The organism is Deinococcus planocerae (genome assembly GCF_002869765.1).
Lineage (GTDB): Bacteria > Deinococcota > Deinococci > Deinococcales > Deinococcaceae > Deinococcus > Deinococcus planocerae.
The window spans coordinates 39838-64446 of record NZ_PNOR01000014.1 but is presented as its reverse complement, the minus strand read 5'-3'; the positions used below and the strand labels follow the sequence as shown (position 1 = coordinate 64446).

22 protein-coding genes are annotated in these 24609 nt (G+C 70.8%); 4 read left to right on the top strand and 18 right to left on the bottom strand.

All coding sequences use genetic code 11. From position 1 onward, the window contains the following. Positions 1 to 87: 87 nt before the first annotated feature. From A7B18_RS09890 to A7B18_RS09880, 3 genes are all read right to left on the bottom strand, one after another. Entirely contained in the window at positions 88 to 1341 is a 1254-nt protein-coding gene (locus A7B18_RS09890) for an ABC transporter substrate-binding protein (protein ID WP_102126529.1), read from the bottom strand. 457 nt (positions 1342 to 1798) lie between these two features. Continuing rightward, a complete protein-coding gene (locus tag A7B18_RS09885; RefSeq protein ID WP_102126528.1) occupies positions 1799 to 2830 on the bottom strand; it encodes a LacI family DNA-binding transcriptional regulator in 1032 nt (343 codons plus the stop codon). A gap of 482 nt (positions 2831 to 3312) precedes the next feature. Further along, positions 3313 to 3528, bottom strand: a complete 216-nt coding sequence (locus A7B18_RS09880; RefSeq protein ID WP_102126527.1) for a hypothetical protein — start codon at positions 3526 to 3528, stop codon at positions 3313 to 3315. A gap of 179 nt (positions 3529 to 3707) precedes the next feature. Here A7B18_RS09880 and A7B18_RS09875 point away from each other — a divergent pair, with 179 nt between their 5' ends. Genes A7B18_RS09875 through A7B18_RS09865 form a run of 3 tightly spaced genes read left to right on the top strand, consistent with a single transcriptional unit; the run spans position 3708 to position 5466 of the window. Then, a complete protein-coding gene (locus A7B18_RS09875) occupies positions 3708 to 3935 on the top strand; it encodes a hypothetical protein (RefSeq protein WP_102126526.1) in 228 nt (75 codons plus the stop codon). A 21-nt stretch (positions 3936 to 3956) separates the two neighbouring features. Next, positions 3957 to 4247 carry a hypothetical protein gene (locus tag A7B18_RS09870; RefSeq protein WP_102126525.1) on the top strand — a complete coding sequence of 97 codons (291 nt, stop codon included), beginning with the start codon at positions 3957 to 3959 and terminating at the stop codon, positions 4245 to 4247. A 25-nt stretch (positions 4248 to 4272) separates the two neighbouring features. Beyond that, positions 4273 to 5466 (top strand): PD40 domain-containing protein, encoded by a 1194-nt coding sequence (locus A7B18_RS09865; protein WP_180970096.1) that lies wholly within the window; start codon positions 4273 to 4275, stop codon positions 5464 to 5466. Here the strand turns inward: A7B18_RS09865 and A7B18_RS21400 are convergent. Both A7B18_RS21400 and A7B18_RS22875 read right to left on the bottom strand, forming a co-directional pair. Continuing rightward, entirely contained in the window at positions 5441 to 5980 is a 540-nt protein-coding gene (locus A7B18_RS21400) for a hypothetical protein (RefSeq protein ID WP_146009512.1), read from the bottom strand. The two genes, A7B18_RS09865 and A7B18_RS21400, sit on opposite strands and share 26 nt — an antisense overlap. Then, positions 5914 to 7425 carry a PxKF domain-containing protein gene (locus tag A7B18_RS22875; protein WP_102126571.1) on the bottom strand — a complete coding sequence of 504 codons (1512 nt, stop codon included), beginning with the start codon at positions 7423 to 7425 and terminating at the stop codon, positions 5914 to 5916. The genes A7B18_RS21400 and A7B18_RS22875 overlap by 67 nt, the downstream gene beginning before the upstream one ends. Positions 7426 to 8430: 1005 nt before the next feature. On the opposite strand from A7B18_RS22875, the gene A7B18_RS09855 reads away from it, so the two are divergent. Continuing rightward, positions 8431 to 11451 (top strand): ATP-binding protein, encoded by a 3021-nt coding sequence (locus tag A7B18_RS09855; protein ID WP_180970095.1) that lies wholly within the window; start codon positions 8431 to 8433, stop codon positions 11449 to 11451. Between the two features lie 75 nt (positions 11452 to 11526). Here the strand turns inward: A7B18_RS09855 and A7B18_RS09850 are convergent, their stop codons facing one another. The 13 genes from A7B18_RS09850 to A7B18_RS09790 form a co-directional block, all read right to left on the bottom strand. Then, positions 11527 to 11835, bottom strand: a complete 309-nt coding sequence (locus A7B18_RS09850) for an MliC family protein (RefSeq protein WP_102126522.1) — start codon at positions 11833 to 11835, stop codon at positions 11527 to 11529. An 85-nt stretch (positions 11836 to 11920) separates the two neighbouring features. Continuing rightward, positions 11921 to 13213, bottom strand: coding sequence for an alpha/beta fold hydrolase (locus A7B18_RS09845; protein WP_102126521.1), 1293 nt, complete (start codon positions 13211 to 13213; stop codon positions 11921 to 11923). Between the two features lie 43 nt (positions 13214 to 13256). After that, on the bottom strand, positions 13257 to 14036 hold the full coding sequence (locus tag A7B18_RS09840; protein ID WP_102126520.1) for a bestrophin-like domain: 780 nt from the start codon (positions 14034 to 14036) through the stop codon (positions 13257 to 13259). A gap of 144 nt (positions 14037 to 14180) precedes the next feature. Beyond that, on the bottom strand, positions 14181 to 14672 hold the full coding sequence (locus A7B18_RS09835) for a hypothetical protein (protein ID WP_102126519.1): 492 nt from the start codon (positions 14670 to 14672) through the stop codon (positions 14181 to 14183). Between the two features lie 11 nt (positions 14673 to 14683). Next, entirely contained in the window at positions 14684 to 15391 is a 708-nt protein-coding gene (locus tag A7B18_RS09830; RefSeq protein ID WP_180970094.1) for an MliC family protein, read from the bottom strand. A gap of 55 nt (positions 15392 to 15446) precedes the next feature. Further along, positions 15447 to 15893, bottom strand: coding sequence for a CHRD domain-containing protein (locus A7B18_RS09825; RefSeq protein ID WP_102126517.1), 447 nt, complete (start codon positions 15891 to 15893; stop codon positions 15447 to 15449). 137 nt (positions 15894 to 16030) lie between these two features. Further along, on the bottom strand, positions 16031 to 16552 hold the full coding sequence (locus A7B18_RS09820) for a hypothetical protein (RefSeq protein ID WP_102126516.1): 522 nt from the start codon (positions 16550 to 16552) through the stop codon (positions 16031 to 16033). A gap of 30 nt (positions 16553 to 16582) precedes the next feature. Continuing rightward, positions 16583 to 17029 carry a protease inhibitor I42 family protein gene (locus tag A7B18_RS09815; RefSeq protein WP_102126515.1) on the bottom strand — a complete coding sequence of 149 codons (447 nt, stop codon included), beginning with the start codon at positions 17027 to 17029 and terminating at the stop codon, positions 16583 to 16585. A 48-nt stretch (positions 17030 to 17077) separates the two neighbouring features. Further along, positions 17078 to 17704, bottom strand: coding sequence for a hypothetical protein (locus tag A7B18_RS09810; protein ID WP_102126514.1), 627 nt, complete (start codon positions 17702 to 17704; stop codon positions 17078 to 17080). Positions 17705 to 17892: 188 nt separating this feature from the next. Beyond that, positions 17893 to 19605 (bottom strand): hypothetical protein, encoded by a 1713-nt coding sequence (locus tag A7B18_RS09805; protein WP_102126513.1) that lies wholly within the window; start codon positions 19603 to 19605, stop codon positions 17893 to 17895. Between the two features lie 147 nt (positions 19606 to 19752). Next, on the bottom strand, positions 19753 to 20928 hold the full coding sequence (locus tag A7B18_RS09800) for a Vgb family protein (RefSeq protein ID WP_146009509.1): 1176 nt from the start codon (positions 20926 to 20928) through the stop codon (positions 19753 to 19755). A gap of 97 nt (positions 20929 to 21025) precedes the next feature. Continuing rightward, on the bottom strand, positions 21026 to 22318 hold the full coding sequence (locus A7B18_RS22870; protein ID WP_180970093.1) for a M23 family metallopeptidase: 1293 nt from the start codon (positions 22316 to 22318) through the stop codon (positions 21026 to 21028). 254 nt (positions 22319 to 22572) lie between these two features. After that, positions 22573 to 24576 carry a PxKF domain-containing protein gene (locus A7B18_RS09790; protein ID WP_102126511.1) on the bottom strand — a complete coding sequence of 668 codons (2004 nt, stop codon included), beginning with the start codon at positions 24574 to 24576 and terminating at the stop codon, positions 22573 to 22575. Between the last annotated feature and the right edge of the window lie 33 nt (positions 24577 to 24609).

The following is a 24609-nucleotide window of genomic DNA, read 5'->3' as shown; positions in this document are numbered from 1 at the left end:
CGACTTCTGAAACACGCTCTCAAGGGAGAGGCTGGGCACGGGAGGGGCGTCACGGCACCTTCTCCGTCCCCAGCCGCCTGGCGGGATTTACCGGGCGCGGCGGGTGATCAGCGTCTGCGCCTCACGCAGGGCCGTGGGAATGTCCCTGGAGCCGTCCAGCACCGTGTTCAGCGCGTCGTTGACGATCTGCTCGGCGATGGGGTCGAGGCGGTTCACGTCGAGCGGCTGGATCTTGAGCGCGGCCTGGCGCCACTGGATGCGGGCCTTCTGGCCGCCGAGGTACGGCACGCCCTCGTTGAAGATGGGGTCGTTCGCGGCGGCGCGCAGGGCCGGGAAGGCGCCGGTCGTCTTGAACGCCAGGACCTGCTGCGCCCGGTCGGTCGTGAGGTACTTGATCAGGGCCCAGGCTTCGGTCTTGTTCTGACTCTGCTGCGGGATCGCGTAGAAGGACCCGCCCCAACTGGCAAAGGTGCCCCCGGGAAGGTTTTGCGCCGCCCACTTGCCGCTGTAGTCCTTCGCCAGCCAGTTCTGCATGTGCCCGACGAGCCACGCGCCGCTGAACTCGGTCGCGAGGTTGCCCTTCTGGAAGGCGGTCGTCCAGTCGGGCGAGAAGGCCCCACCCGCGCGGGCATCCAGCTTGGCGTCCCGAATCTGCTTGGCGACCGTGAAGGCGCGGACGAAGCGGGGGTTGTCCGGGCCGACGAGCACCTTGCCCGACTTGTCGAAGTACAGCCCCTCGCCCGACTTGAGCCCGGTGCGCAGGATGATCTGGGCGGCCTCGCCCGCGTCGGGGATCAGGAAGCTGCCGGGGTTGGCGGCGACCACCCGCTTGCCCGCCGCGATGTAGCTCTCCCAGCTCCGGTTCAGCTCGCTGGGCTGCACGCCCGCTTTCTTCAGCAGGTCGCTGCGGTAGAACATCGACCCCGGGCCGATGTCGGTCGGCATGGCGACCATGCGTCCGTCGGGGGCCGTCGCCTGCGGGTAGGTGTAGGCCACGAACTGCGAGCGGAATTGACCGGCGTTGTAGGGCGCTTTGCTGAGGTCGACCAGCCCGTTGCCCTCCGCGAACCTGCCGATGTACCCGAAGTCCACCGCCACCACGTCGGCGGCCCCCTTGCCCGTCGAGAGGGCGGTCGTCAGCGCCGTGTGGTGGTCCGCGTAAGCGAGCGAGTTGATCTTCACCTCGATGTTCGGGTAGAGCTTCTTGAAGCCCGGCAGCGCCGCCTTGATCACGCTGTCGAGGTCGGGAAACGCCGCGACCGTGATGGTCTTCGTCTGGGCGGCGGCCATCCCCAGGGTGCCGGCGGTCAGGGCGAGGGTCAGGGTGAGTAGGGAACGCATGGCAGGTCCTCCTGAAAGCGGACAGCATCGAGAAACGGCGAGATCGCTCTCCCGCGTCCACGGGAGGGGCAAGGTGACCTCCCCACTGGAGGGCACTTCGGGCTGACTTGATTCCGCTTGACGGTACTGTAGGCGGCTTTGAAAGCGCTTGTCAAGAAGTCTTGGCGGGAGGCGCCCCGCCGCGCCGGAATACGCCGGGAATTGGAGGCCCCTCGCCAGGGAAAACGGGCTCCGCTCAGGGCGACCACAAAGGCGCAAAGGTTAGCCAACCTCGCTCAATTCCGTCGATGCGCAGCTTCAGGAAGGACTCCTCCTGTCCAGCGTGGGGCGCGAGCTGTTCGGCTCCCTGCTCAGCGGAGCCGTCGGCGGGGCCGGTTGACTCGTAGAGCCGCTCGCAGAGGGGGCGGCCCGGGCATTCGCTTTCACGGACTCGACCGCTCCAGGATTTCCCGTCACCTCAGGGCGCGCGGCGGGGGGCGACGGATTCGCGCAGGCGCAATTCCAGCCGGGGCTGGAAAGGCTCGATCTTCTGGCCGGTCAGGCGGGCGACCACGAAGCGGGCCAGCCACTCGCCCATCTCGGCCATCGGCTGCCGGACCGAGGTGAGGGGCGGGGTGGTGTACGCCGAGCCGGGCAGGTCGTCGAAGCCCACCAGCGACATGTCCTCGGGCACGCGCAATCCCATGCGGTAGAGCGCCAGCCGCGCGCCGTAGGCCATCTGGTCGTTCGCGCTGAAGATGGCCGTCATGTCGGGATGCCGCGCGACGAGGAGCTGGGTGCCGATCAGGCCCGAGGGCTCGTGGAAATCACCCTGCGCCACCAGGCCGGCCTCGAAGTGCAGGCCCCGTTCCTCCAGCGCCTGACGGTAGCCCGCCAGACGGTCCCGGGCGTCCACGTGGTCTTGCGGTCCCGAGAGGTGCCCGATGCGGCGGTGGCCCCGGTCGAGCAGGTAATTCACCACGTCGTAGGCCGCCCGCCGGTTGTCCAGCGCGAGGCTGACGCTGTCCGGGGCCGCGAGGTCGAGCTGGCGGCCCAGCACGGCCACGGGGAGACGCCGGGCGAGGTGACGGAGCTCTTCTTCCGGGAGGCGCCCGCCCAGCACGATCAGGGCCTCGACCCGGCGGCTCAGGAAGAGTTCCAGGGCGTGCTCCTCGTCGCTCGTGCGCCAGTGGCCGCTGATGATCAGGGGCGAGTACCCGCTGCCCATCAGGCCCTTCTCGATGCCGCCGAGGGCGTCCCCGTAAAACGGGCTGGCGATGTCCTGGGTCAGCACCCCGACGCTCGCCGAGGCCCCGGTCGCCAGGCTGCGGGCGAAGACATTCGGCTTGTAGCCCAGCCGGGTGATCGCCGACCTCACCTGGGCGACCTTCTCCGCCTTCACCCTGGCCGTGCCGTTGAGGATGCGGGAGACGGTGCTGGGAGAGACCCCCGCCTCCTGCGCGACCTCCTCCAGGGTGACGGCGTGGCGCGGCATGACGTCTCGGGACATGGCGCCAGTGTATGTGAAAGCGCTTGCGGAGGTGGGAGGGAGGGGGTCGGGAAGACACGGGCAGAGCACGCCCCGAACATCTCTGCTCGCCCCAGGTTCAGCCCTGCGCTCACCTCCGCGATCACGTCGCGGTAGACCCGCCCCGGCGCGCGGTGACCCAGGTCGGGTCGTCAGACGCAAGACGGCGACGCCGAGGCAGTCCTCTCCTGGAGGCAGTGGGCCGACCTCGATGTGGGCGTCACCGTGCAGGTCATCCGCCAGAGGAAGTTCCTGAATTCATCCACGCATTGCAGCTCCAGCGGTTCGCCATTCCGGCGCCCTGGGCGAAACCAACCCACCCGGGGTATCAGGGCAACGGTGCAGGGCACGCGGGCGCAGGGCGAGCACGACCCCACCCATCGCCGGGCGTGCTCCCGGCCCCCGGTCGGCGGGACCGCGCCGCTGAGGAAGCGCCAGACGGCGGACCCGGAAGGACGCACCCCTCAGGCAGGCCCGCGCCCCCTCGTCTTCGCACCCAGGACCTCGCGGGCGTGGGTCTGCTCCGGGTGCATCGTCAGATGGGCGAGCAGGAGCCGCGCCCCCGGCGAGGCGGGAGGCGCCGACGGTCGCCCGCCCACCGTCACCCGCAGCCCGCCGAGCAGCTCGACGCGCAGCGCGGGAAGCGTGGTGGGGTGGGGGCCAGGGGGGCGACTCGTCACGGGACCGGTCCTCTCGCGCCGCCGGCACCGCCGCCCGCGACCTCACCAGCTTAAGCCCGGGAGGCGGGCGCCACTTCGGGTTCCCGGTCGGGCGCATGGGCTCAATCCCGGGAGACACCGGGCGCAGACGGCTTTGTGATGCTGCCCGTAGCCCACAACAAGGCGGAAAGGAGCGGCGAATGAACCACAAGGTCAGCGTCTGGAGGGTGGGCCGCGCGGGCGTGCTGGGGGCCTGCCTGGGCACCCTCGCCCTGGTCGGCTGCGGAGGGGGGCCGGCCCCGGGAGCGTCCACCCCGCCCGCCGCCGGACCCACCCCACCCGCGACGGGGGGCCCGCGCCCGCCGGGCGGCGCGTATGCCTGCCAGCTCCTGTCGTACTACAGCTATTACGACTATTTTTTCGGGTAGTGGGTCAACCTCCCGTACTGGTTGAACGTGGGCACCCTGACCCTGGGCGACGGAACCTACCGCTGGAAGAGCAGCGAGTTCTACGGCGAGGGGGACGGCACCTACACGGCGACGGCGGCGAGCGGCAACTTCACCCTGGCCCTGACGTTCACGGGCGGACCGCTCCGGGGCCGCGTGCTGGGCGGCTTCGAGCCGGGGCCCCTCAAGGACCTGCTCGGCGAGGAGCGCCCGAACCAACTGCTGCTGAGCGAGCTGGGCGCGGACGGCAACCCGAACGGCGCGAATCTGAACTGCTTCGGCCCCTCCACATGAGCGGGAGGCCAGTCAGGAGATGAACATGCAGACCAGGATGGTTGGTGCCGCGCTCGGGCTGGCCCTCGCGCTCGCGGCCTGCGGCGGTTCGCCCGGCCCGGTGGAGGGCGGGGACCCGGGCGGTGGAGGGGGCGGCGGTGGCGGGGAGACGCCCACCGCGATCAGCGGACGGGTCACCGTGTCGGCGGGCCAGAGCGCGGGAGGCGTGCAGGTCAAGGCCTGCTACGCGCAGGACTGCTCGGACTCGCGCAGCCGGCAGGTGAGCGCCGACGGTGCGGGCAACTACACGATCGGCGGGCTGCAAAAGGTGCGCTACCGGGTAGTCGCCTTCAAGGACCAGAACGGCGACGGCAAGACCGGCTACGGCGACCTGTCCGGGGAATTCGCCGGCCCCGTCGTGCCGCCCGCGCAGGACGTGAACATCGCCTTGACGGTCGTGACCACGGGCCAGCCCGGCTCGCTGGGCACCATCGTCTACGACTCGGGCAACAAGATCTACCGGATCGACCCCGCCGACGGGCGCCGGGTCAGCGTCGCGGGCACGTGTCCCGCCACCGTGGATTCCTACCCGGACCTCGCCTCCACCGGCGAGATCGGCGTGCGGTGCGGCTTCGGGGCCTCGGACATCGTGGTGTACAACCCGGACGGCACCACCGGCCTCACCCTGCGCCCGCCGGGCGGCATCCGCGGCCATCTGGCCTTTTCGCCCGGCGCCGAGCGGATCGCCTACGAGTCGGGCGAGTCCCCCGGGTATCCGGTCAAGGTGATCGACCGCGCGGGCCGCGAACTCGCCAGCTTCCCAAACACGTTCTCGCCGAGCTGGCTGCCCGACGGTCGTCTGGGATTGCTGAGCGGCAACGGCGTCTTCGTGAGTGACGGGGCGCTGAAGACCCTGAGCAAGATCGACCGGGGCGGCGTGGTGAACCCCAGCGACCTCGCGGTCAGCCCGGACGGAAGCCGGGTCGCCTTCGCGCTGAACTCGCACGTCTGGACCATGAACATCGACGGCGGCGCCCTGACGCAGGCCTCGGTGTCGGGGGGCCGCGAGGACAACCCCGCGTGGTCGCCCGACGGGCGCCTCCTCGCCCTCGTGGTGCGGGAGTCCTCGCTCGGCGGGTACATCCAGGTCAAGACCTTCGGCACGGACGAAGGCTTCGTCCCCCTGGGCGACGCGGACGGCAAGGCCGTCTACCTCACCGGCACCATGAATTGGCGCTGAGCAGCCCCGGGCCTCGACCCGCTGGCCCCCTCCACCTCGCCGCAGGTCGGCGCTCACGCGCCAGCAGGTCGGCCTTGGCGAAGGACGGGGGGCGGCTCGAACGCAATCCCTCGACCGCGCCCACCCCGCCTCGGGGAACAAGCACACTCGGTGCAGGACAGGCCTGCCGAGAGTGCTGAGGGTCGAGCGTGGCAAGCTGGGCACAGGTCAGGTGGGCATGGGCGCCCACGACGAAGGCCGCGAGCCGCCGGGGCCACCCGCCGCCACTCGTCTTGCGGCGCGCCGCGTCGTCCTCATAGCTGCGTCCCGCCTCCTCCGAGAGGTCCAGGGCCAACTGCTCGTCCAGCGTGATGCCGGTGCTGAGCAGGAAGGGGCGGATGTGGACGACCGAGGCACCTGGACCCGCCAGCGGCTGTCCGGGGGTGATCTCCCGGACCGGCCAGGGGCTCAGCGGAACTTGAAGCTGGCGAGGTGCGAGGTGCCGTCCGAGAGCAGGACATTCAGTTGCCGGCACGTCCCCGCCCAGCTCTTGTCCGTCTTCCACGTGTAGCTGTAGGTGTCCGAGGCCGCGTCATAGCTCAGGGTGCTGTTGCTCGTCGTCAGCGTCTGCTCGATCTCATCCGCCGGCGCACTGCCGTCACAGGGCACGACCTTCACACCCGGGGAGCCCGCCGCGAGGATGTTCAGGCCACGGTTGCCGCGCAGGCTGAACTTGATCGGGATACTGCTTCCCGCCTTCACCGTATTGAGGGTGGGTAGGTTGTCTACCGGCTGCAAGAAGCCCGAGAAGGGGTAGGCCACGGTGTAGCTCGCCGCCTGACTTGCCGTGTTGCCCGCGTTGTCCGTCGCCGTGCAACTCACGCTCTGGGGGCCCACGGTGCTGGTCGTCACTGGGGCGCAGGACGAGGAGGCGAGGCCGGAGAGCGCATCCGAAGCGTTGGGGGCCGCGGTCGCCGTGCCGTTCAACAGCACCGGATTAGGGCTGACACTCGGCTTGAGTGTCGGCGCGGTGGCGTCACGCTTGACCGTCACGCTCTGGGTGCCCGTGCCGCCCGCGCTGGTCGCCTCGCAGGTGAACGTCACGCCCGCCGTGTCGCTGGTCACGCTTTGATCGTAGCAGCCCCAGCTCGTCATCGTGACGGTCGATTCGGGATCGCTCACGCCCCACGTCACCGTCACATCGCTGGTGTACCAGCCGTTCTGGCCCAGGGTGCCGCCCACCGTGGGCGTGATGACGGGCGCGGTGGTGTCTGCTGCGTAGCTGATCGTGATCAGCCCGTCGCCGCTCCGCACGCCGGACGTAAGCGTGGCATTCGTGGCCGTCGGTGTGATGTAGCCACTGCCACCGCCGCCTCCACCACCCCCGTTACTCAGAGGCCCGCTGAACTCCTCGTCCCGTCCGCCGTCAGAACCACCGCCGCCGCCGTACCAGCCGCCACCACCCCCAGCACCAGTGCCGCCGGGACCGCCGACATTGCCGCCGCCAGTGCCACCACTACCAAAGCTACCAGGCTCGCCACTCCGATACCCCCGACCGGCCGAACCTCCTCCATCTTGGCTCCCGCCACCGCCGCCTGTCCCCGAACTGGCACCGTTACCGCCATTGCTCCCACTCGTGCCACCGCCAGTGCCGCCATCGCCGCCGCCGCCTCTAATGTTGTTACCGCCAGCACCGCCGCCGCCGCCAGCAACAATCAGTCGTGATTCGAGGGCAAAGCTGCCAGTACGAATGTCGGACGCTCCCCCGCCGCCACCGCCAGAACCAGCGCCGGTACCGCCCCCGTTAAAGCCGCCGGTACCACCGCTGCCACCTACACCACCGCTCCCGCCGACGTTGACCTGATAGGTAGTGCCTTTGGTCACAGCGAGCGTAGCCATCCCCTGACCGCCGGTGCCACCGCCAATGCCACCCTCGCGCCCACCGCCCTGAGCACCAGACACATCGAAGGTGGCTGCCATCACGCCATCCGGCACCGTCCAGGTTTGGGCCGCACCCGTGTAGGTGTAGGTGCAGGTCACGGTGCTGACGCTTGCGGTGCAGTTGCTGTTGCTCACCGCCTGGGCCTTCGACGGCCCCTGGGCGGGGGTACTGCCCTGGGGCGTGGAGGCAGTCTGTTGACCGCAGGCAGCGAGCAGGGCAAGGAGTCCGGTAAACAGCAGGGTTTGTTGCTTCTTCATGGCGTCCCTCTTTCTCGTGGAAAGTCGGTGGGTGAACGTGGGCTGGTCGCTTTGGTCCGTCAGGGGGTAGGGGGTGGTTCCATCGGCGGACTCTCCCTTCTGTTCCGGGCTTCTTTTCCTCGCCCGGTCGGGGACGCCCGGCCCCCCTTGCCCGACACGCTGACCTCGAAGCACTCGCGGCTGGGCGGCGATCCCAGCACCGGCTGGAAGCGCGCGATCTCCTCGTGAAACACCCCCCGCGCCTCCACCGCGTGCATCGCCGCCTCGCTCGCCCAGAGCGTCAGCAGGCCTCGCCCCGTGCCCTCGTCGGTGAGCAGGCGTGCCCCGCACGACCCCGGCTGCCCTCACAGCAGCGGCAGGACCAGTGCACGGGAAATCAAAACCGCGCCGCGCATCTTGGCGGGGCGAATCTGCACCGTCACGACCCGCGCGTGCATCTCCACCCCCAGCCTCCTGGCCCAACCGGGTCACTTGCTGCCGTGTACATGTGTTGCTCCCTCCCCCGGCGAACGTCTCGCCTTGGATGAGAGGGTGCGAAAAGGACCGTGTAACGCCCGTGTACCGGTGGCCCTCAAAATGAGTTCCCACATCACGCTTTTTTTAGATTCAGGGGGAAATAGCGTGCTGGACGTCAACTCATGCCGCGACCAATCTCACTCGTTGTCTAGACTTGAGCGGTTTGCCGGGAGGGCAATCGTCCGAGTTGCTTGTTTGGGACACATTGGACGGGGTGGGATGGGGCGTAACACGGGGGGGGCCTTCACCCACCACCGGAGGAGCCCACCCATGCCTGATGCGACGACTTCCTTCGTTCACCTGCTGGGCCAGGCCCGCGTCGTCCTGGGCGCGGACCTTCAGCCCTTCGGGGTGGACCAGCGGTATCAGCTTCTGGCCTACCTCGCCTGGCGGGGGGAGTGGGTGGAGCGCGACTTCCTGTCGCACCTGTTCTGGCCGGAGAGCGCCCCGGACACGGCGCGGGGCAACCTCCGGCACCTGCTGGGCCGCACGAGGGCGCTGGGCCTCGCCCCCGGGCTGGAGGTGGAGCGGGGACGGCTGCGCTGGGCGGTGCCGACCGACCTCGCCGACTTCACCCGCGCCGTGGAGGAGGAGCGGTGGGAGGAGGCGCTGGGGCGCTCCCGCGAGCCGCTGCTTGAGGGACTGGACACGGCGGGAACCGGGGAGTTCGCGGCCTGGCTGGAACGCGAGCGCGAACGGCTGCGCGGGCTGTGGCGAACGGCGCTGCTGTGCCGTGCGGCGGAACTGGGGACGGCGGGGGCCCACCTCCAGGCCGCCGAGCTGCTGGGGCCTCTGCTGGAGGGAGACCTCGACGAGGAGGTCTTGCACGCGCACGTCGGCGCCCTGCTGCGGGCCGGAGGACGCGGGCGGGCGCGGCGGGCCTACGAGACGTTCGTGGCGCGGCTGCGCGGTGAGTACGGGTTGGAGCCGACCGCCTCCCTTGAGGGGCTTGGCCGCACCCTGAGGGCGCCCGCGGGGGAGCCGCCCACCGGGTCGCCCCCGCCGGGCCGGCCCAGGGGCGAGCCGGCCCCCACGCCGCGCCCGTCCCTGCCCACCCCGACGACCTCCTTCGTGGGGCGCGACCTCGAACTCGCCGAGGTGGGGCGGCTCCTGAGCGGGCCGGACTGCCGCCTGCTGACCCTGACCGGCCCCGGCGGCATCGGCAAGACCCGCCTCGCCCTGGAGGCGGCCCGGGCCCTCTCCCCCACCTTCCCGGCGGGCGTCTTCTTCGTCTCCCTCGACGCCCTGACCTCGGCGGCCCTGATTCCCACCCAGATCGCCCGGGTCCTGGGCGTCCAGCTTCCGGGTCAGGGCGACCCTCTGGAAGGGGTGGTGGGGGCCATAGGGGAAGGCCGGATGCTGGTGGTGCTCGACAATTTCGAGCATCTGCTGGAGGGCGCGCCCGGGGTGCAGGACCTGCTGGGGCGCTGCCCGGGGTTGCGCCTGATCGTGACCTCGCGCGAGCGGCTGGGCGTGGAGGCCGAGTGGCTGCTGCCCGTGCAGGGGCTGGCGTATCCCGAGGGGGGGAGCTGCGGTCCGGTCCGAGCGGGGCAGTTCGACGCGGTGGAGCTTTTCGTCGAGCGGGCCCGCCGGGTGCACCCGGACTTCACGCCCACGGGGGAGAGCCTGCCCCACCTGCTCCGCCTGTGCCTCCTCGTCGAGGGGGCGCCGCTGGCGCTGGAACTCGCCGCGGTCTGGGTGCGCGCGCTGTCCCTGGAGGAGATCGCCCGGGAACTCGGGGAGAACCTGGACTTCCTGGGTCCGGGGGAGCGGGGTCGGCCCGAGCGGCACCGCAGCCTGCGGGCGGTGTTCGAGCACTCCTGGCGGCGGCTGAGCCCCGCCGAGCAGGAGGTGCTGGCGGGGCTCGCCGTCTTCCGGGGCGGCTTCCGGCTGGAGGCGGCCCGGGGGGTGGTGGGGGCGCCGCTGCCCGTCCTGGCCTCGCTGGTGGACCAGTCCCTGCTGCGGACCCACCCCACCGGGCGGTATGGCCGCCACGCGCTGCTCGTCCAGTACGCCCGCGAGAAGCTGGCCGGGGACCCCGTGCGCGAGGCCGAGTTGCGGGCCCGGCACGGGGCGTACTTCCTGCGCTTCCTCCAGGACCTGGGGGGTGCGCTGCGGGGCCCCGACCAGAAGGCCGCCCTCGCGGCGGTGGACGCCGACCTGGAAAACGTCCGGCTCGCCTGGGGCTGGGCGGTGGAGGAACGTCGGGCGGGGGACCTGGGGAGAAGCGCCGCTCCCCTGGCCGACTACTGCACCGCGCGCGCCCGCTACCGGGAGGGGGTGGAGTGGCTGGCGGGAGCCGAGGCCGCCCTGGGGGACGGCGAACCCGCCCACCGCGCGGCCCTGTGCCAGCTCTGGGTCGCGGGCGCGCCGTTGCTCCACCGCCTGGGGCGCCACGCCGAGGCCGAGCGGTGGGCCGAGCGTGGCCTCGGCGCGGCCCGGGAACTGGGGCAGGACGAGGCCGCGCTGCCCGCCCTGACCCTGTTGGGCACCCTGACCTGGCGGCGGGGCGACTACCGCCAGGCCCGAATCCTCCTGGAGGAGGCCGTCGCCCTGGCCCGGGCGCGGGGGGACGCGTTCCACCTGGCCGACAGCCTCAACCTGCTGGGAAACGTCACGCTGGACGGCGGGGACCTTCCCGGGGCCGAGCGGCACTACGCGGCGGCCCTCGCCCTGCACCGCACGCTGGGGCACCAGGCCGAGGTCGTGCGGCTGCACAACAACCTGGGATGCCTGGCCGCCTACCAGGGGCACCTGGGGGAGTCGGTGGACCGGCTACAGGAGGGCCTGCGGCTGGCGCGCGACGTGGGCCTGCCGCGCCTGACGGCCCAGCTCCTGTCGAGCCTGGCCGAGACGGAGCACGAGCAGGGGGACTTCGCCTGCGCCGCCGCCACCGCCCGCGAGGCGCTGGACCTGGCGCGGCAGAGCGGGGACCGTCGGCTGGAGGGCATCTTGCTGATGGACCTGGGCCGCACGGCCACCGCCGCGGGGGAGCTGGAGCGGGGAGAGCGGCACCTCCGGGAGGGCCTCCACCTCCTTTGGAGCCTGGGCGAACTTCCGCAGGTTCTGCGCACGCTGGCCCGCTGGGCGGAGTGGCACCTCGCCGCCGCGCAGCCGGGGCGGGCCGCCGAGTTGCTCGCCCTCGTCGCGGCGCACCCCAAGACCAAGGGGGTGGACCGCGGCCCCGCCCGGCGGCTGCGCGCGGAGCTGGACGGCGAGGGGGCCGCGCTGGCCGATCCCGACTCGGCCCTGACGCTGGCGGTCGCGGAATTGACCCGGCCCCCGCCGTGAGCAGGCCGCCGTCCCCTCCCGACCCGGGTCCTCGCCTTCGGTCACGTTTCGCAGCCCCGGCTCCCCGGCAACGGCTCAGCCCTCCTGGCACTGACGGAGGGACGTCAGCGTCCCCAGGGTCTCGCCCCGGTAGAGTTCGGCCACCCCGCCGTTGATCCACCAGGTATACCCACCCCCCATGTAGCGGGCGCCCGAGCCGGAGAGAGCCTGGGTCAGCCTCAGCACCTGATGGCCGACCACCACCCGGGCGTGCGGGCCGGTGTAGGTGGCCTGGATGCGGATGTTCCCCGCGCAGATGTAGCGCACGGTGGGGCCGCCCCCCCCGCCCGCCGAGGCAGGGGAAGCGAGGCCGAGCAGGGTCAGCAAGGCGGCGAGGCTCTTCATAGGAAATCTCCCGGGGAGAACCCACGGTCGAAGCCGCGGGGGAGTTCGGTGCAGCCCGGCGGTGGACGATGTGCCCTTCACCGCGCTACAGCCCCCCCGGGTCGTCCGGCAGGAGCGGGGTGGTGAAGGCCCGGCCCACGTCCACCAGGTCGCCCGTCAGGTCCTCCCCCTCCGGCCTGGGTCCTCCTCCCACCCAGGCGGTGAGGTCGTCGAACGCCCGCTCCTGTTCCGCCGGGCTGAACTGGCAGTGACCGGGGCGCCGGATCGCGCGCTGCACCAGCAGGTCGCCCTTCCCGGCGGCCTCCACCCGGCGGCGGTAGTTCGCCTCCACGAAGATCGGCACGAAGGGGTCGCCCGTCGTGTGCAGGGTCAGCAGCGGCACTCCGATATTCCCGGTCGGAATCCCGTAGATCGCCGGCCTCGGCAGGTCGCGGACGCCCGGCGCAGCGGCGATTCTTTGAATGCCCCGGTTCAGGGTCGCCTCGTCCAGCCCCAGCCCCGGGTCGATGTGGTACACGGTGCCCACGTTGGTCGTCACCTGCGTCCCGGGGACGAGGTTGGCGACGCCCCTGTACCGGGTGCTGAAGCCCGCCTCGTAGTACCTGGTCCCCAATTCGAAGACCAGCTTCAACCCCTCCTGCCGGAAGGGGCGCGGCCCGCCCGTGAGGAGCTTTTGCACCGAGTCGAACTGCCGACCCCGGGCGGTGTAGTTCCCCGGCTCGCCCAGGCGGGGCCGCACGACCTCGCGGTAGGTCGTCGCCAGGAAGCGCGGGTCGAGCACCGGGAGCAGCATGGGGCCGAAGTTCTGCCCGGTGAGGTACTCCCCCACCAGCCGGTAGGACAGGAAGTAGTCGAACAGCTCCAGCCCCACCAGGGCGCCGCATTCCGCCAGCGCCCCCTGATAGACGTTCGGGTAGGTTTCGAGCGAGTCGGTGACGATGTTGCCGCCCATCGAGCGGCCATAGAGCAGGGTGCGGGTGGGGGTCCCGACCTGCCGGGCGAAGAACTGGCGCAGGTCGTTCAGGTCGTCGGCGCCCTGCCGGACGGCCCAGCCGTTGACGCTGTAGCTGGAGGCGGCCCAGGCGTAGCCGCGCCTCAGGAGGTGGGCGCGGATGGGCGGGAAGAGTTCTTCGAGCCGGAGGCCGAAGCCCTCGAAGCCGTGGGCGTACATCACCAGCCCCCCGTTCCAGTTCGCGGGAATCTCGATCTGGTAGCCGTAGCCGCTCCTCGTCCCGTAGAGGGCGCGGGCCCCGGGGAGGGGGGTGAATCTGGGGTTGGCGACCCGGTAGGCCCAGGCGCCGGGATTGTCCAGCAGGACGACGCAGCCCGAGAGGCCCAGGGACACGGCGGCGAGCAGCACGGAGAGACGCTTGTTCATCGGACCTCCGGGAGAGGGGACTCCAGGGACGGGGGCGGGGGCGTCAGGGCGCGGTCTCGGCCCTCGCCACCCGGTCGAAGATGGTGACGACCTGCTCGAAGGCTTCGGGGCCCACCCGGATCACCCCGGAAAAGGGCCGGTCGAGCGCCAGCACCAGAAAGAGGATCAGGGCGATGGTCCCCGACAGCGACAGCACGATCAATCCCTGCGACCACACGCTGCGCACCCCGAAGAAGTACGAGAAGGTCACCGTCACCAGCGCGCCGACCCACAGCACCGCCCACATCAGCCCGGGAAGCCGCGACTGCCCGCTCAGCAGCCGCAGCCGCCGCTCGTCTCCCAGGTCGTTCAGCCGCTCGAGCGCCTGGGTGTACCACACGCTCTCGTAGGCGGTCCGGGGCGAGAGCCGCAGGTACCCCTCCCACAGCCGGTCGTAGGCGCGCTGGGTCTCGGGGCTCGCCTCCCCCCGGCTCAGGGCGGGCCACTCGCGGCCCACCACCGTCTCGGCGTAGCCGCGCAGGTCCTCCCGCAGCGCCGTGCGGGCCTCGGGGGGAAAGGCGCGGGCGCCGCGGTAGAGGTCGGCGAGGGCGTTGGCCTCCTGCTCGGTGCGGGCGCGGGCCTCCCCCTGCTCCTCCCAGGCGACGATCACCACGAAGGCGAGGAGCACGGCGTAGACCACCCCGATGACGGCGTAGACGAAGCCCGCCACCTCGCGGTGCTCCTCCAGCGTGGAGAGCCGCACCGAGCGGCGCACCAGCAGCATCCCACCCAGCGACGCCAGGACGGAGGCCAGCACGAACAGCAGCGCCCAGAGCCACCCCATCAGCGCCCTCCCGGGGCCGCAGGCCTGCGGGGTGACGCCGCGACCCGGAATCTGTTCTCCATGGCTGCTCTCCTGAGCGGGGGTGGGCGGAGGACCGGCGGGCGTCCAGCCCTCCTTTCCCGCCTCGCCCCGCCTCGAAACGGGTCAGCCGCAGTTGCTGACGACGGGCACGGCGTTGCTGGTGAGCACCCGCGTCACGCCGTCGGCGCTGAGCCCCTGCATCTCCAGCTCCGAGTACCCGATCACGTTCGGGGACACCACGATGCTCTGGTGCTCCAGCGTGCCCGGCCCCACGCTCAGCGGCGCCGTCCCCGCGGGCAGGTCGAACGTCACCTTGCCCACGCCGCCCGAGAAGTTCGTGCTCGTCACGTTGATGGCCTGGCGCTCCCCGCTGGTGACGCCCACCAGCGAGACCTGGACGCTTTGCAGGTCGCCGCCGTACAGGAAGCCGAACTCCATCGGCGTGGGCAGGTTGTCGCAGATCAGGGGCCGGTCCAGGTTGTCCCTGTACCCGCTGGTCAGGACCGGATCGGTGATGTAGAGGTCGTCGCCCGGCGTCGTCCCCCCGCAGGCGGCGAGGAGGCCGAGCAGGGGAAGGGCCAGGAGCGGGCGGGCCGACTTCAGGGAAGGGAACATGGGGTCTCCTCCTACGGGGAGAGGGCGACGCAGTTGTTCGCCACGACGATCTGGGGCTGGTTGAGACCGCGCTGCTGCAAGAAGCCCTGGTTGCCCTGGGTGACCCAGGTGTAAAAGCCGTTCGTGTACCGCACCCCCGAGCCCGATTCGGTCTGGTAGAGGGTGTCGGTGCCCCCCTGCCAGAAGAGCTGCGCCGCGCCGGGGCCGAGGTAGGCCACCGCGAGGGGCCGCCCGCCGTCGCAGGTGTAGTTCACCGTGTTGACGCTGGGAGGGTTCACGGGAGGGGTGGGACCGAAGCCTGGGGGCGGCACGGGGATGATGGTGGACCCCCCACCGCCGGGGCCGACCGGAATGATGGTCGAGGAGCCGCCCCCGTCGTTGGGCTGACACCCGGAGGCGACCGTATAGCCGTTCTGGTTGAGGAAGGCCCCGCCGCCGCCGATGTTCCAACTGGTCACGGGATCGGAGTAGCGCACGACGCCGCCGTACTGCACCGGACCCTGGTTGCGCCGGGTCAGGGTGTAGGTGACGCCGCCGAAGTTGAGCTGGGCGACGGACGGGCTGCGGTACGCGACATCCAGGGCCACCCCACCGTTGCAGAGGTACGAGATGTCGGTGCCGGGCACGGGCACGCTGGGCACGCCCTGCGCGCGGGCGAGGGTTCCCGCGCCCAGCAGGGCGAGGACGGTCAGGGGGGCGGTAAGCCGGACGGCATTCATGGAGACCTCGTTTCCTGGGAGGGGGCCGGGCGTTCTCTCCCGGCCCCCACCGGGCTTACTGCACGAACTTGCCGATCTGGCCGCGAATCTCGCCGTTCGGGTAGGTCTGCGAGTGCACGTTGACGTAGAGCTGGCGGCCATCCAGCCACTGCACCTGCTGATCGGTGAGGGTGAAGGTCCCGCTGATCCGCCCGCTGCGCGACCCGTTCGTCACCTGGTCGATCACCAGCGGCAGCAGCACCGGGGCGTTGGTGTTCTCGTCCGCCGGGCCGTGGATGTGCGCCACCGTGACCGCCGAACTCAGGCCCTCGAAGGTGCCCAGGACGGTCAGGGTGCGGCCCCTGAGGGTCAGGTTGGTCTGCCCGGTCGCGGAGGTGGTGACGACGGGACGCTGGTTGGCGCCGGAGAGGTTCGCTCCGTAGCTGGTGGTCGTCTCGACCTGGCCGCAGGCAGTGAAGGTGAGGGCGAGTCCGGCGAGGGCGCCCAGGGGCAGTCGGTTCATGGTCGTCTCCTGAAGGGGTCGAGGGGCGGGCGAACGGGGCGGCGGGGCTGGGTCAGGGGTCACCTCCTGGCCGTACGTGGAGCGGCGGGCTTTGTCTCAGTCCGTCGATGTTCAGGACCATCCCAGTCACCTTCCTTTCAACGCCTGACCTGCACGCCGCGCGCCACGGCGTCGAGGAGGGGCACATCCGCCGGGGTGGTGGCGCTCAGCACGAGCCAGTTCTGGGTGCCCGAGTCCAGCGGCACGAGGTAGAGCGGCCCCAGCGTGCCCCTCGACCCCCGCCAGGTGCCGACCCAGGCGGACCCTCCCCCGGAGAGCGTGAGGCGGGCGAGGCTCAGCGGGGCTCCGGCCCCCTGGATGTTCAGCGGCGCGAACTGCCGCGCGTAGGCCTCGGGAGTCAGGCGGCGGGCGCCCCCGGGACGCGGCAGGACCGTGGCGGTGAGGGCGTCCTCCTGCCCGGGCCGTCTCAGAGCCACGCCCCCCACGAAGGGCCGCGCGGAGTAGTCCCCCGGGTAGCGCAGCGTGAAGCCCGCGCCCAGGTAGGTCCGGTCGAGGGGCAGGAAGGCGAGACGGGGCGGGGGAGGCCCACCCCCGGCGAGGGCCAGCCCCGACGACGTGACCAGCAGGCAGAGGGCGGCGCAGTTCAGGCGGACGGGCATGGACGGACCTCCGGGGCAAGGCGGGGCGCGTTACTGGACGCTCACGGTCAGGTCGAACTCCTGCGCGTTCGGGTCGGGCGGCGAGGAGGGGCGCCCATACAGGAGCGAGAGGTCCACCGTGCCCGGCTGGACGGCCTGATAGCTCAGCGTGACGAGCCCGCCCGCGCCCAGCCCGGTGCCCTGCGCCAGGAAGCTCGGCTGACCCAGGGCCAGCAGCGTCGGCCAGGGGTCGATCAGCGGCTGCCAGGTGTAGCCCGTGGAGGGGTTGCCCGGCAGCGTGATCTCCAGCGTGTCGCCCACGTTGAGGTTGATCGCCCGCCCGCTGGCGTCCTGCCCCAGCCGGACGACCCGGGGCAGGGGCGGAACGGGCGTGACCGGGGTGATGGGGGTGACAGACCCGGTCGCGGCGGGCGCGCACCCCGCGAGTCCCGCGAGGACGAGCACCACGGCGGGGGCCAGCAGCAAAGACGTTTTCATCTGTTCCTCCTTCCCCTTTCGGGGACGTGCGCTCGCGCCCGAGGGCGGTCAGAACCACGCGGTCCGCACGCCCACCTGCGAGAGCGAGAGGCTGCGGTTGGCCGTCTCGTAGAACCCCCGCCACAGCGGCAGCGTGCGGTCGATGGGCCCGGCGACCACCCCGCCGTCCGGGCAGCCGTAGTTCACCCGCAGCCCGGCAATCGGCGCCGTCGCCCCGGTCAGCGCCACGCACCGCTGCCCGTTTGCCAGTTCCAGCGCCCAGGGGGTGCCCGACAGGTAGTTCGGCTCACTCGCCCGCGTTCTGCCGGGCAGGGCGCCGCTCCGGGTGAGCAGGACGGCGTTCGCACCCCACGGGTCAGGGGAGCAGGCGAGGGGGTCGCGTTCGTTCAGGGACGCGAAGCAGGGGTCGAGGATGCGGTTGCCCGCCGAGCAGCGGTAGGCGTCGGGCCGGGTGGGCGAGGCGGCGGAGGCGGCGAAGCAGGTGCCGCTGACCTGCCCGGTGACGCCCACGCCGATCAGGAGGCCGCCGCCCGGCTGGAAGGGGGTGTAGAGCTGCACCCCCGTGACGGTGGGTGGTGTGGTGGTCTGGGCCGTAGTCGTGCCTCCGGCGCCCAGCGCCAGGGCGGCCAGGGCGAGGGGCCGGCGCCCCTTGGGTTCTCCGGTTCTCGGGGTCATCTGCGTCGTGCCTCCGGTTGAGAGCCTTGACCTGGACCCAGTTGGGCAGCACCGTGTTCGGCGCGGGCCACTGGCCGCTGATGGGTCCTCCGTGTCCGCGGGTGTCTCGGCGTCCCGTCCGGCAGGGGCCGAAATCCTCGGGCGCTCCTGTCCACGGAGGAGCGGGGTGGGGCCGGGCGGCCAGGCACTCAGTACGTGATGGTGAGCTGAGCGTCAGTGAAGCCGCCGTAGAAAGCCCGGATCGTGGGCTTGAAGACGCTGCCACGCGGGGCGCCGCTCGGGTCGGTCCTGATCACGAATTTGGCGCTCGTCTGATTGCGCGGGATCACCACCTTCGAATCCACCGGCGCGTGCACGGGGTCGCTGGACTGGAGCAGGATGGTCGTGTCCACGACGGCGGGCGAGGCGAGGGTGATCGTGCCGGTCACGGGCAACCCTGCCGTCACGGACGGCGGGTCAAAGGTGAGGGTCAGAGGAATCGGCACGACGCACGCCATGTTGATGGTGAGGGTATTGCCGTTGAGAGAAATGTCTTGCCGAATAGAGCCGCCGCCACCATAGAGACCACCATAGAGATCGACGGTGCCCTGGTTGCCCCCTAACTCGAAAGTGACCTTGTCGGTCAGCACGGAATTGGTCTTCCACACGGCCTGGGTATGGAGCTGGAGCTGGGAGATCGCAATCGGGTTGGGCCGGTTCGGGATTGCGCCGATACCATCGGTAATCCAGGCTGGCGAGCAGTCACTACCTTTAGGACACTGATAATTGCTCGGGGAGTCGGCGTCCAGCGGGTTATTGGAGCGGTAGTACCAGGCAAAAGCGTTGCCCGAACTCTCGTTGGAGAGCTTCCAGTCCTGGAGCGGGCGGGTTTGCGAGTTGCTGTAGGTGTAGCTGGCGCTGAAGCCCTGCGCTTCGTTGTAGCCCACCGTGAAGGTCGTGCCCGTGGTCACGGTCGACACACCGTTGGCCGTGGCGGGCGAGCTGCCAAATGACGTGAACAGCGAGTCGAAGGCGGCAGAGGGCTTGAGCGACACCGTTTGCCTGTCCAGGAACCACGCCATCTCGGTGCCGTTGGCGCCCAGGTTCCCGAAGTTGCCGGTCCCGCTCGTGGGGTTGCCGGCGACTTCGGTTTCCGCCACCACCCACTGGAAGTTGCCCTGCGGGTTGTTGGCGTTGTCCAGGTAAACGTGGAAGATGTAGTCGTACTGGGCGTTGGTGGTCTGGGTGCCCCCCGTCTGGTAGGTCCCCTTGAAGAAGTAGTTGGTCGAGGTTGAGACGTAGTAGGTCGCCGTGATGAGGTCGGGCGGGACGGGGGTGTCTTGCACCCCGGTCAGGGGCGCGCGCAGCCGTGCCATCACCGTGTTCGCGAACGCGTTCGTGTTGGCGTTCAACTGGGACGCGGCGTCACCCTCGATCTGCGGGGGAAGCGGCGTGACGGACGCCTGCACCTTGGGCGCGTCCACCATCCACACCGCCGGGCGGCCATTCGCGTCGCTGCCCGCGCGCACCAGCCAGCCGGGGCTGGTGCCCCCGTTGACGGCGCTCAGCCGGGACTCGAAGCCCATCTGCTTGTGGGCCTCGGTCAGGTCCATCCCCAGCACCCACTTCCCCGCCCGCACCGCCTGTTCCACCACCGGGTCGGCCTGGAGGGCCTGGGGGCTCTGGGCGTCCCCGTCGAAGATGAGGACGTCGTAGTCCTTCACGTTCTGGCTGCCGGTGTACTGGACGAGGTTCAGGCTGGGCCTCAACGCGTCGAAGTAGGCGCTCTGCACCGGGCCGAGGACCAGGGCGTTCATGCGTTCGGCGGGCGGGGTCGTGCCCTGCTGGTTGCAGGCCATGAGCGCGACGGACAGGATCAGGGCGGCGGGGACGAGGCGGGGCAGCGTGCGTGATCTGGTCATACGGTTCCCTCCCGGGGTGGGGCGTTGAGGTGCGGGGCGTGCGGCGGGGACGGCTGGGGCTGAAGTGTGCTTTCCGGGCATTCAGTTCCCTCCCAGGGTTCGCAGGGCACGCGGCTTCGTGAGGGCTCCTCAAGGTGCCGAAAGTCGTCAGCGCGTCTGAGGCGGGATCAGCCGACCCACCCGGTCCGCCTTCAGCTCGGTGAACCACAGCTCTCCCTGCGGGCCGCGGATGATCCGGTGCATGACCGTCTGCCGGGTCGGGACCTCGAAGAAGGTGAAGGCGGCTCCCGGAGAGCTGGGCGTCCCTGCCGCGAGAACGGCGCGGTCGATCCTGACGAGGTGATCCGGTCCGGGGGGGTCGGGGTTGTTCTCATCGACGTACTGCTGCACCCACAGGTTCTGCGCGCGGTCGAACGCCAGCCCGGCGAGGATGACGTTGTTCTGCGTCTTCGGGACGGCGAACTCGGTGATCTTGCCGCCGAGGTCGATCCGGCCCACCCGGTTCCCGGCCTCCTCGGTCAACCACAGGGCGCGGCCCCCCGGGTCCGGCACGAGCGCGATGGGGCGGCTGTTCGGGGTGGGGATGGGAAACTCCGTGACCACCCCCTGCGGGGTCACGCGCGCAATCGCGTTCCCGACGAGTTCCGTCACCCACATATTGCCGTCGGGACCGGCCTCGATGTAGATGGGCACGCTGCCGACCGTCGCCAGGGGAAAGGTCCGCACCTGGCCGTCCGGCGTGATCCGGCCCACCGTGCCGGTCGCCTTGCCGGTGAACCAGAGCGTCTTGCCGTCGGCGCCCACGGTCAGCCCGTGCGGGTGCGTGTTGATCTTCTCGGGGCAGGAGGCGCAGGCCAGGCGCACGTCGTACCGGGACACGATCTTGCCGCTGGGGTCGAGGCGCACGACCACCCCGGCGTCCTCCAGGCTCACCCAGAGCTGACCCGCCGCGTCGAAGACGATGCCGTGTGGGGCGCTGCCCGGGGGCATCTGGAAGGAGGTGGCCTTCCCGTCCCGGGTCAGGTGGACGACCGCATCGTGTTCCGGTGCCGTCACCCAGAACGTGCCGTCGCCCCGCGGGTCGAAGGTGATCTCGTGGGTGGACCCGCCGTGCGCGTGGCTGGACGGGGAAGGGTTGGGGTACGAGAGGGCGAACTCGGTGATGACTCCCGGGACCTCCGAGCGAGCGGAAGTGCCCGGCGAGAGCGCGATCAATGCGAGTGTGACCGCCGTGAGTACGCCGGGGATGCGCCACGCCCGGCGCGCCGACCGGGACTTTGGCAGCGACCTTGCCGCCTGCTGGGGGGCAATGAGGTTCCTCACGTCTTCTCCTTCTGGAGCCTGCCGGGGCTCGGCTGCGGGTGGTCTGTCCAGTGGCCGGTCGTGGGGGGACGCCCTCCCACCGGGCTCACGCCGGCCATCACCGGAAGTCGGCGACGGTGAAGAAGAGCGGCAGCGTGCCGTCCCCGGGCCGGGCCGGGCCGATCACCGTGAAGCGCGGCGGGGCGTCGCCGCCCTCCTGCGCCGCCACGGCCGCCGGGTCCACCGTGCCCACCAGGGTGTAGCGGTCGATCACGAAGGGCACGCTGTTGGCGGTCGTGTTGTCGGGCCCGTCGCCAAGCTGGAAGTGCAGGTGCGGGGCGGTCGAGTTGCCGCTGCTGCCCAGTTTCCCGAGCGGCTGCCCGGTCCTCACCCGGTCGCCCACCTTCACGGTTACGCTGCCGGTCTGGAGGTGCGCGTAGGTCGCCCACACGCCCTGCCGCATCTGCACGACCACGCTGTTGCCGATGTAGTCCTTCGGCGCCTTGACGCTGGCCGGGCTGCGGTCGCCGATGTCGGTCTCGGGCATGTCGTTGCGGGTGTACACGACCGTGCCGTCTGCCGCCGCGACCACCTCGGCGCCGAAGCCGTACCACTGCTCGTTCTTGCTCCCGTCGCCGCTGAAGAGCCCGCCGTCCTTCATCAGCACCCAGTCGATGGCGAAGGACTCGGGCTTGAGGTAGCGGTGGCCGCCCTCCACGAGCTGGAGGTAGCGGTGCAGGGCGGAAGCGGCGCAGCAGCCCACGAGGTTGAACCACCCCGGGCCGCGCAGTGGCGGGGCGATCACGACGGCGGCGCGACGCTGCACCGTGAGGTCGGGGCCGTCCACGGTGAGGCTGCCGATGGCCGAGGTGCCGCGCGCGTCCGGGGGGAAGCTGTAGGTGATGCGGTGCGTGAGCCGGGCGGGCACCTGCCCCCTGGGCACCACGACACCGAGGATGGCGCTCGCTGTACTCCGCTCGGGGATGGGGTTCATCGCCTCCCCCGGGGCGGCCTGCCCGGCGGGAAGGGCGTTACTCAGGCCGGTGCCCTGCCGGGTGACGGCACCCAGAGCCGGACCTTCGAGCTTCAGCAACGAGCGGCCCCCCGGCCCATCCAACACCTCGACCGAGGTGAGCGTGACCGGCGCGGTGAAGACGTTGGTGAAGAGCAGGTCGTATTCCAGGTGCTCCAGGCCGTCGCTGCCAGGCACCCGCAGCGGGTCGTTCGTCGAGGCCACGATGATCGCGGTGGGGTGGGAGGTCGGGGCGGTTTGCGTCGTCGGGCTCATGGCCCTCGGGGCACAGGCGGCCAGGCTGAGGAGGGCGAGGCCCGTGAGCGCTGCCGTGAGGGCCACCGGAAGTGCGGCCCGGAGGGCGGGGGAATGGGACGGGGTGCTGGCGTTGTGGCTCATGGTCGGGAGTTCCTTTCTGTCTGCGCACGCCTGGCGCGCGTTCATGCCGTCACGCTCATGTCACCGTCCTCGCGGGCGGGTGGGGTGCCGGACCCCGGCTGGAGGTGCGCGGCACCCCGGGCGTTCCCCCTGACGCGACAGCCCCTCCGCCTGTTCCCGGTCCGGCGTGCTGGCGCTCGCTCCCCGCTGCGGTCCTGTCTTGGCCGCGCCCGGGTGCCCGTTCACGTTCGGGCTCCGGCAGGGTCAACCCGTCATCAGCGGAACTTGAAGGTGGCGGGGTGCGAGGTGCCGTCCACGAGCAGGACGTTCAACTGGCGGCAGGTCCCCGCCCAGCTCTTGTCCGTCTTCCACGTGTAGCTGTAGGTGTCCGTGCCCGCGTCGTAGCTCAGACCGCTGCTACTCGTCGCCAGCGTCTGCTCGATCTCGTCGGCGGGCGCACTGCCGTCACACGGGATGACACTGACCTTGGGCGAGCCCTGCGCCAGGATGTTCAGGCCCCGGTTGCCACTCAGGCTGAACTTCACCGGCACGCTGCTTCCTGCCTTGACCGTGTTGACCGTCGGCAGGTTGTCCACCGGCTGGAGGAAGCCCCGGAAGGGGTAGATGACGTTGTACGTCGCCGTCTGATTCGTCGTATTTCCGGCCCTGTCGGTGGCGGTCACGGTGAAGGTTTTGGAGCCGACCGAGGCGGTGTCGATGGGCGTGCCGTTCGCCACGGTCCCCACGCAGGAGGCCAGCCCCGAACCCGCGTCGGTGCAGGTGTAGGCAGCGTTCACCGTCTGCCCCAGGGTAGAGATTGCCCCCTCGGTCGGGGAGGTCAGGGTGATGGTGGGGGCGGTACCGTCGTAGGTGACGGTGTTGTCGGTGCTCGTCGAGGCGGTGTTGGGGTTGCCCGTTGCGTCCGTCGCCCCGTTCGCGGCGACCGAGGCGCTGACCGTGCCGCTGCCCGTCACCCCGCTCACGCTGAGCGTGTACACGCGCGGCCCGCCGCTGACGGTGACCCTCGCGCCGCTGAGGTTGGCCGTGCCGGTCAGGGACACGTCGCCAGCATCGAAGCCGCTCACGTCCTGGCTGAAGGTCGCGGTGAACACCAGCGGTAGGGTGTTGGTCGGGTCGGCCTGGGTGCTGCCCTGCTCCACGGTGACGCTCGGCGGGCGGTTCACCTCGAAGGCGCCGATGTCACACGCCGCGCCCTGCGGACGGGTCACGCCGCGCTGATCGGTGGTCACGGCGCAACTGGCGGCGGGGATGGCGTCGATGGCCGCGCTGCCCGCCAGCAGCGCGTGCGTCCATGTCGCACCACCGTTGTCCTGGAGCGGACCGAGCTTGGGGTCGGCCCGGACGCCGGGGCAACTGGGGTCGGGGGCGCCGCCGTATTTGATGTTGTAGTGGAGGTTGCCGCCGCCGTCCTTGAACGATCCCGAACACGACGGCGAAACGCTGCCGGCGATGATCGTGTTCTGGAGCGTGGTCGTGCCGTTGTTGCTGCGGATGGCGCTGCCGTCACTATAGGCCACGTTGCCGTTCAGGGTGCTGTTCGTGACCGTCACCGCGCCGCCCCGATTGTCGATGCCGGCGCCGTTGTAGCCCTGATTGCCGCTCAAGGTGCTGTTCGTGACCGTCAACGTGCCCGCGTTGGCGATGCCGCCGCCCTCGCCATAGCTGGCGCCATTGCTGAAGCGGCCGTTGCCGCTCAGCGTGCTGCCCGTCACCGTCGCCGTGCCGCCGTTGTAGAGTCCGCCGCCGTTTGAGGCCAGGTTCGTGCTCAGGACACTGTTGGTTAGGGTGAGCGTCCCGCCGGTGAGGACATTGATGCCGCCGCCATTTTCGTTTTTTGCGTATCCACCGGTAATCGTCACGCCGCTCACGGCGACCGTGGTCGCGCCCACCTCCAACACGCGCACCTTGCCACCCCCGCTGATGCTCAGCTTGGCCGCGCCCGGCCCGTTGATCGTCAGCGCGTCGGCCACGGTCGGCAGTGGGCTCAGGAGGTTGATCGTGCCGGGGCCGGTCAGGCTGAAGGTAATGGTGTCGGCGCCGAGGTTGGTGTTGGCGTTCAGAATCGCCTGACGCAGCGAACCGTCGCCGTTGTCGTTGGTGTTCGTCACCGTCAGGGTCAAATCCTGGGCTTTGAGCTGGCTCTTCGTGGGCGCCTGCGCCGCCGGGGTACTTCCGGTCTGGGGCGTGGAGGCGGTCTGTTGCCCACAGGCGGCCAGCAGGGCGAGGAGTCCGGTGCACAGCAGGGTTTGCTTTTTCATGTCATCCCTCTTCTCTTGAGTGTCGGCGCATGG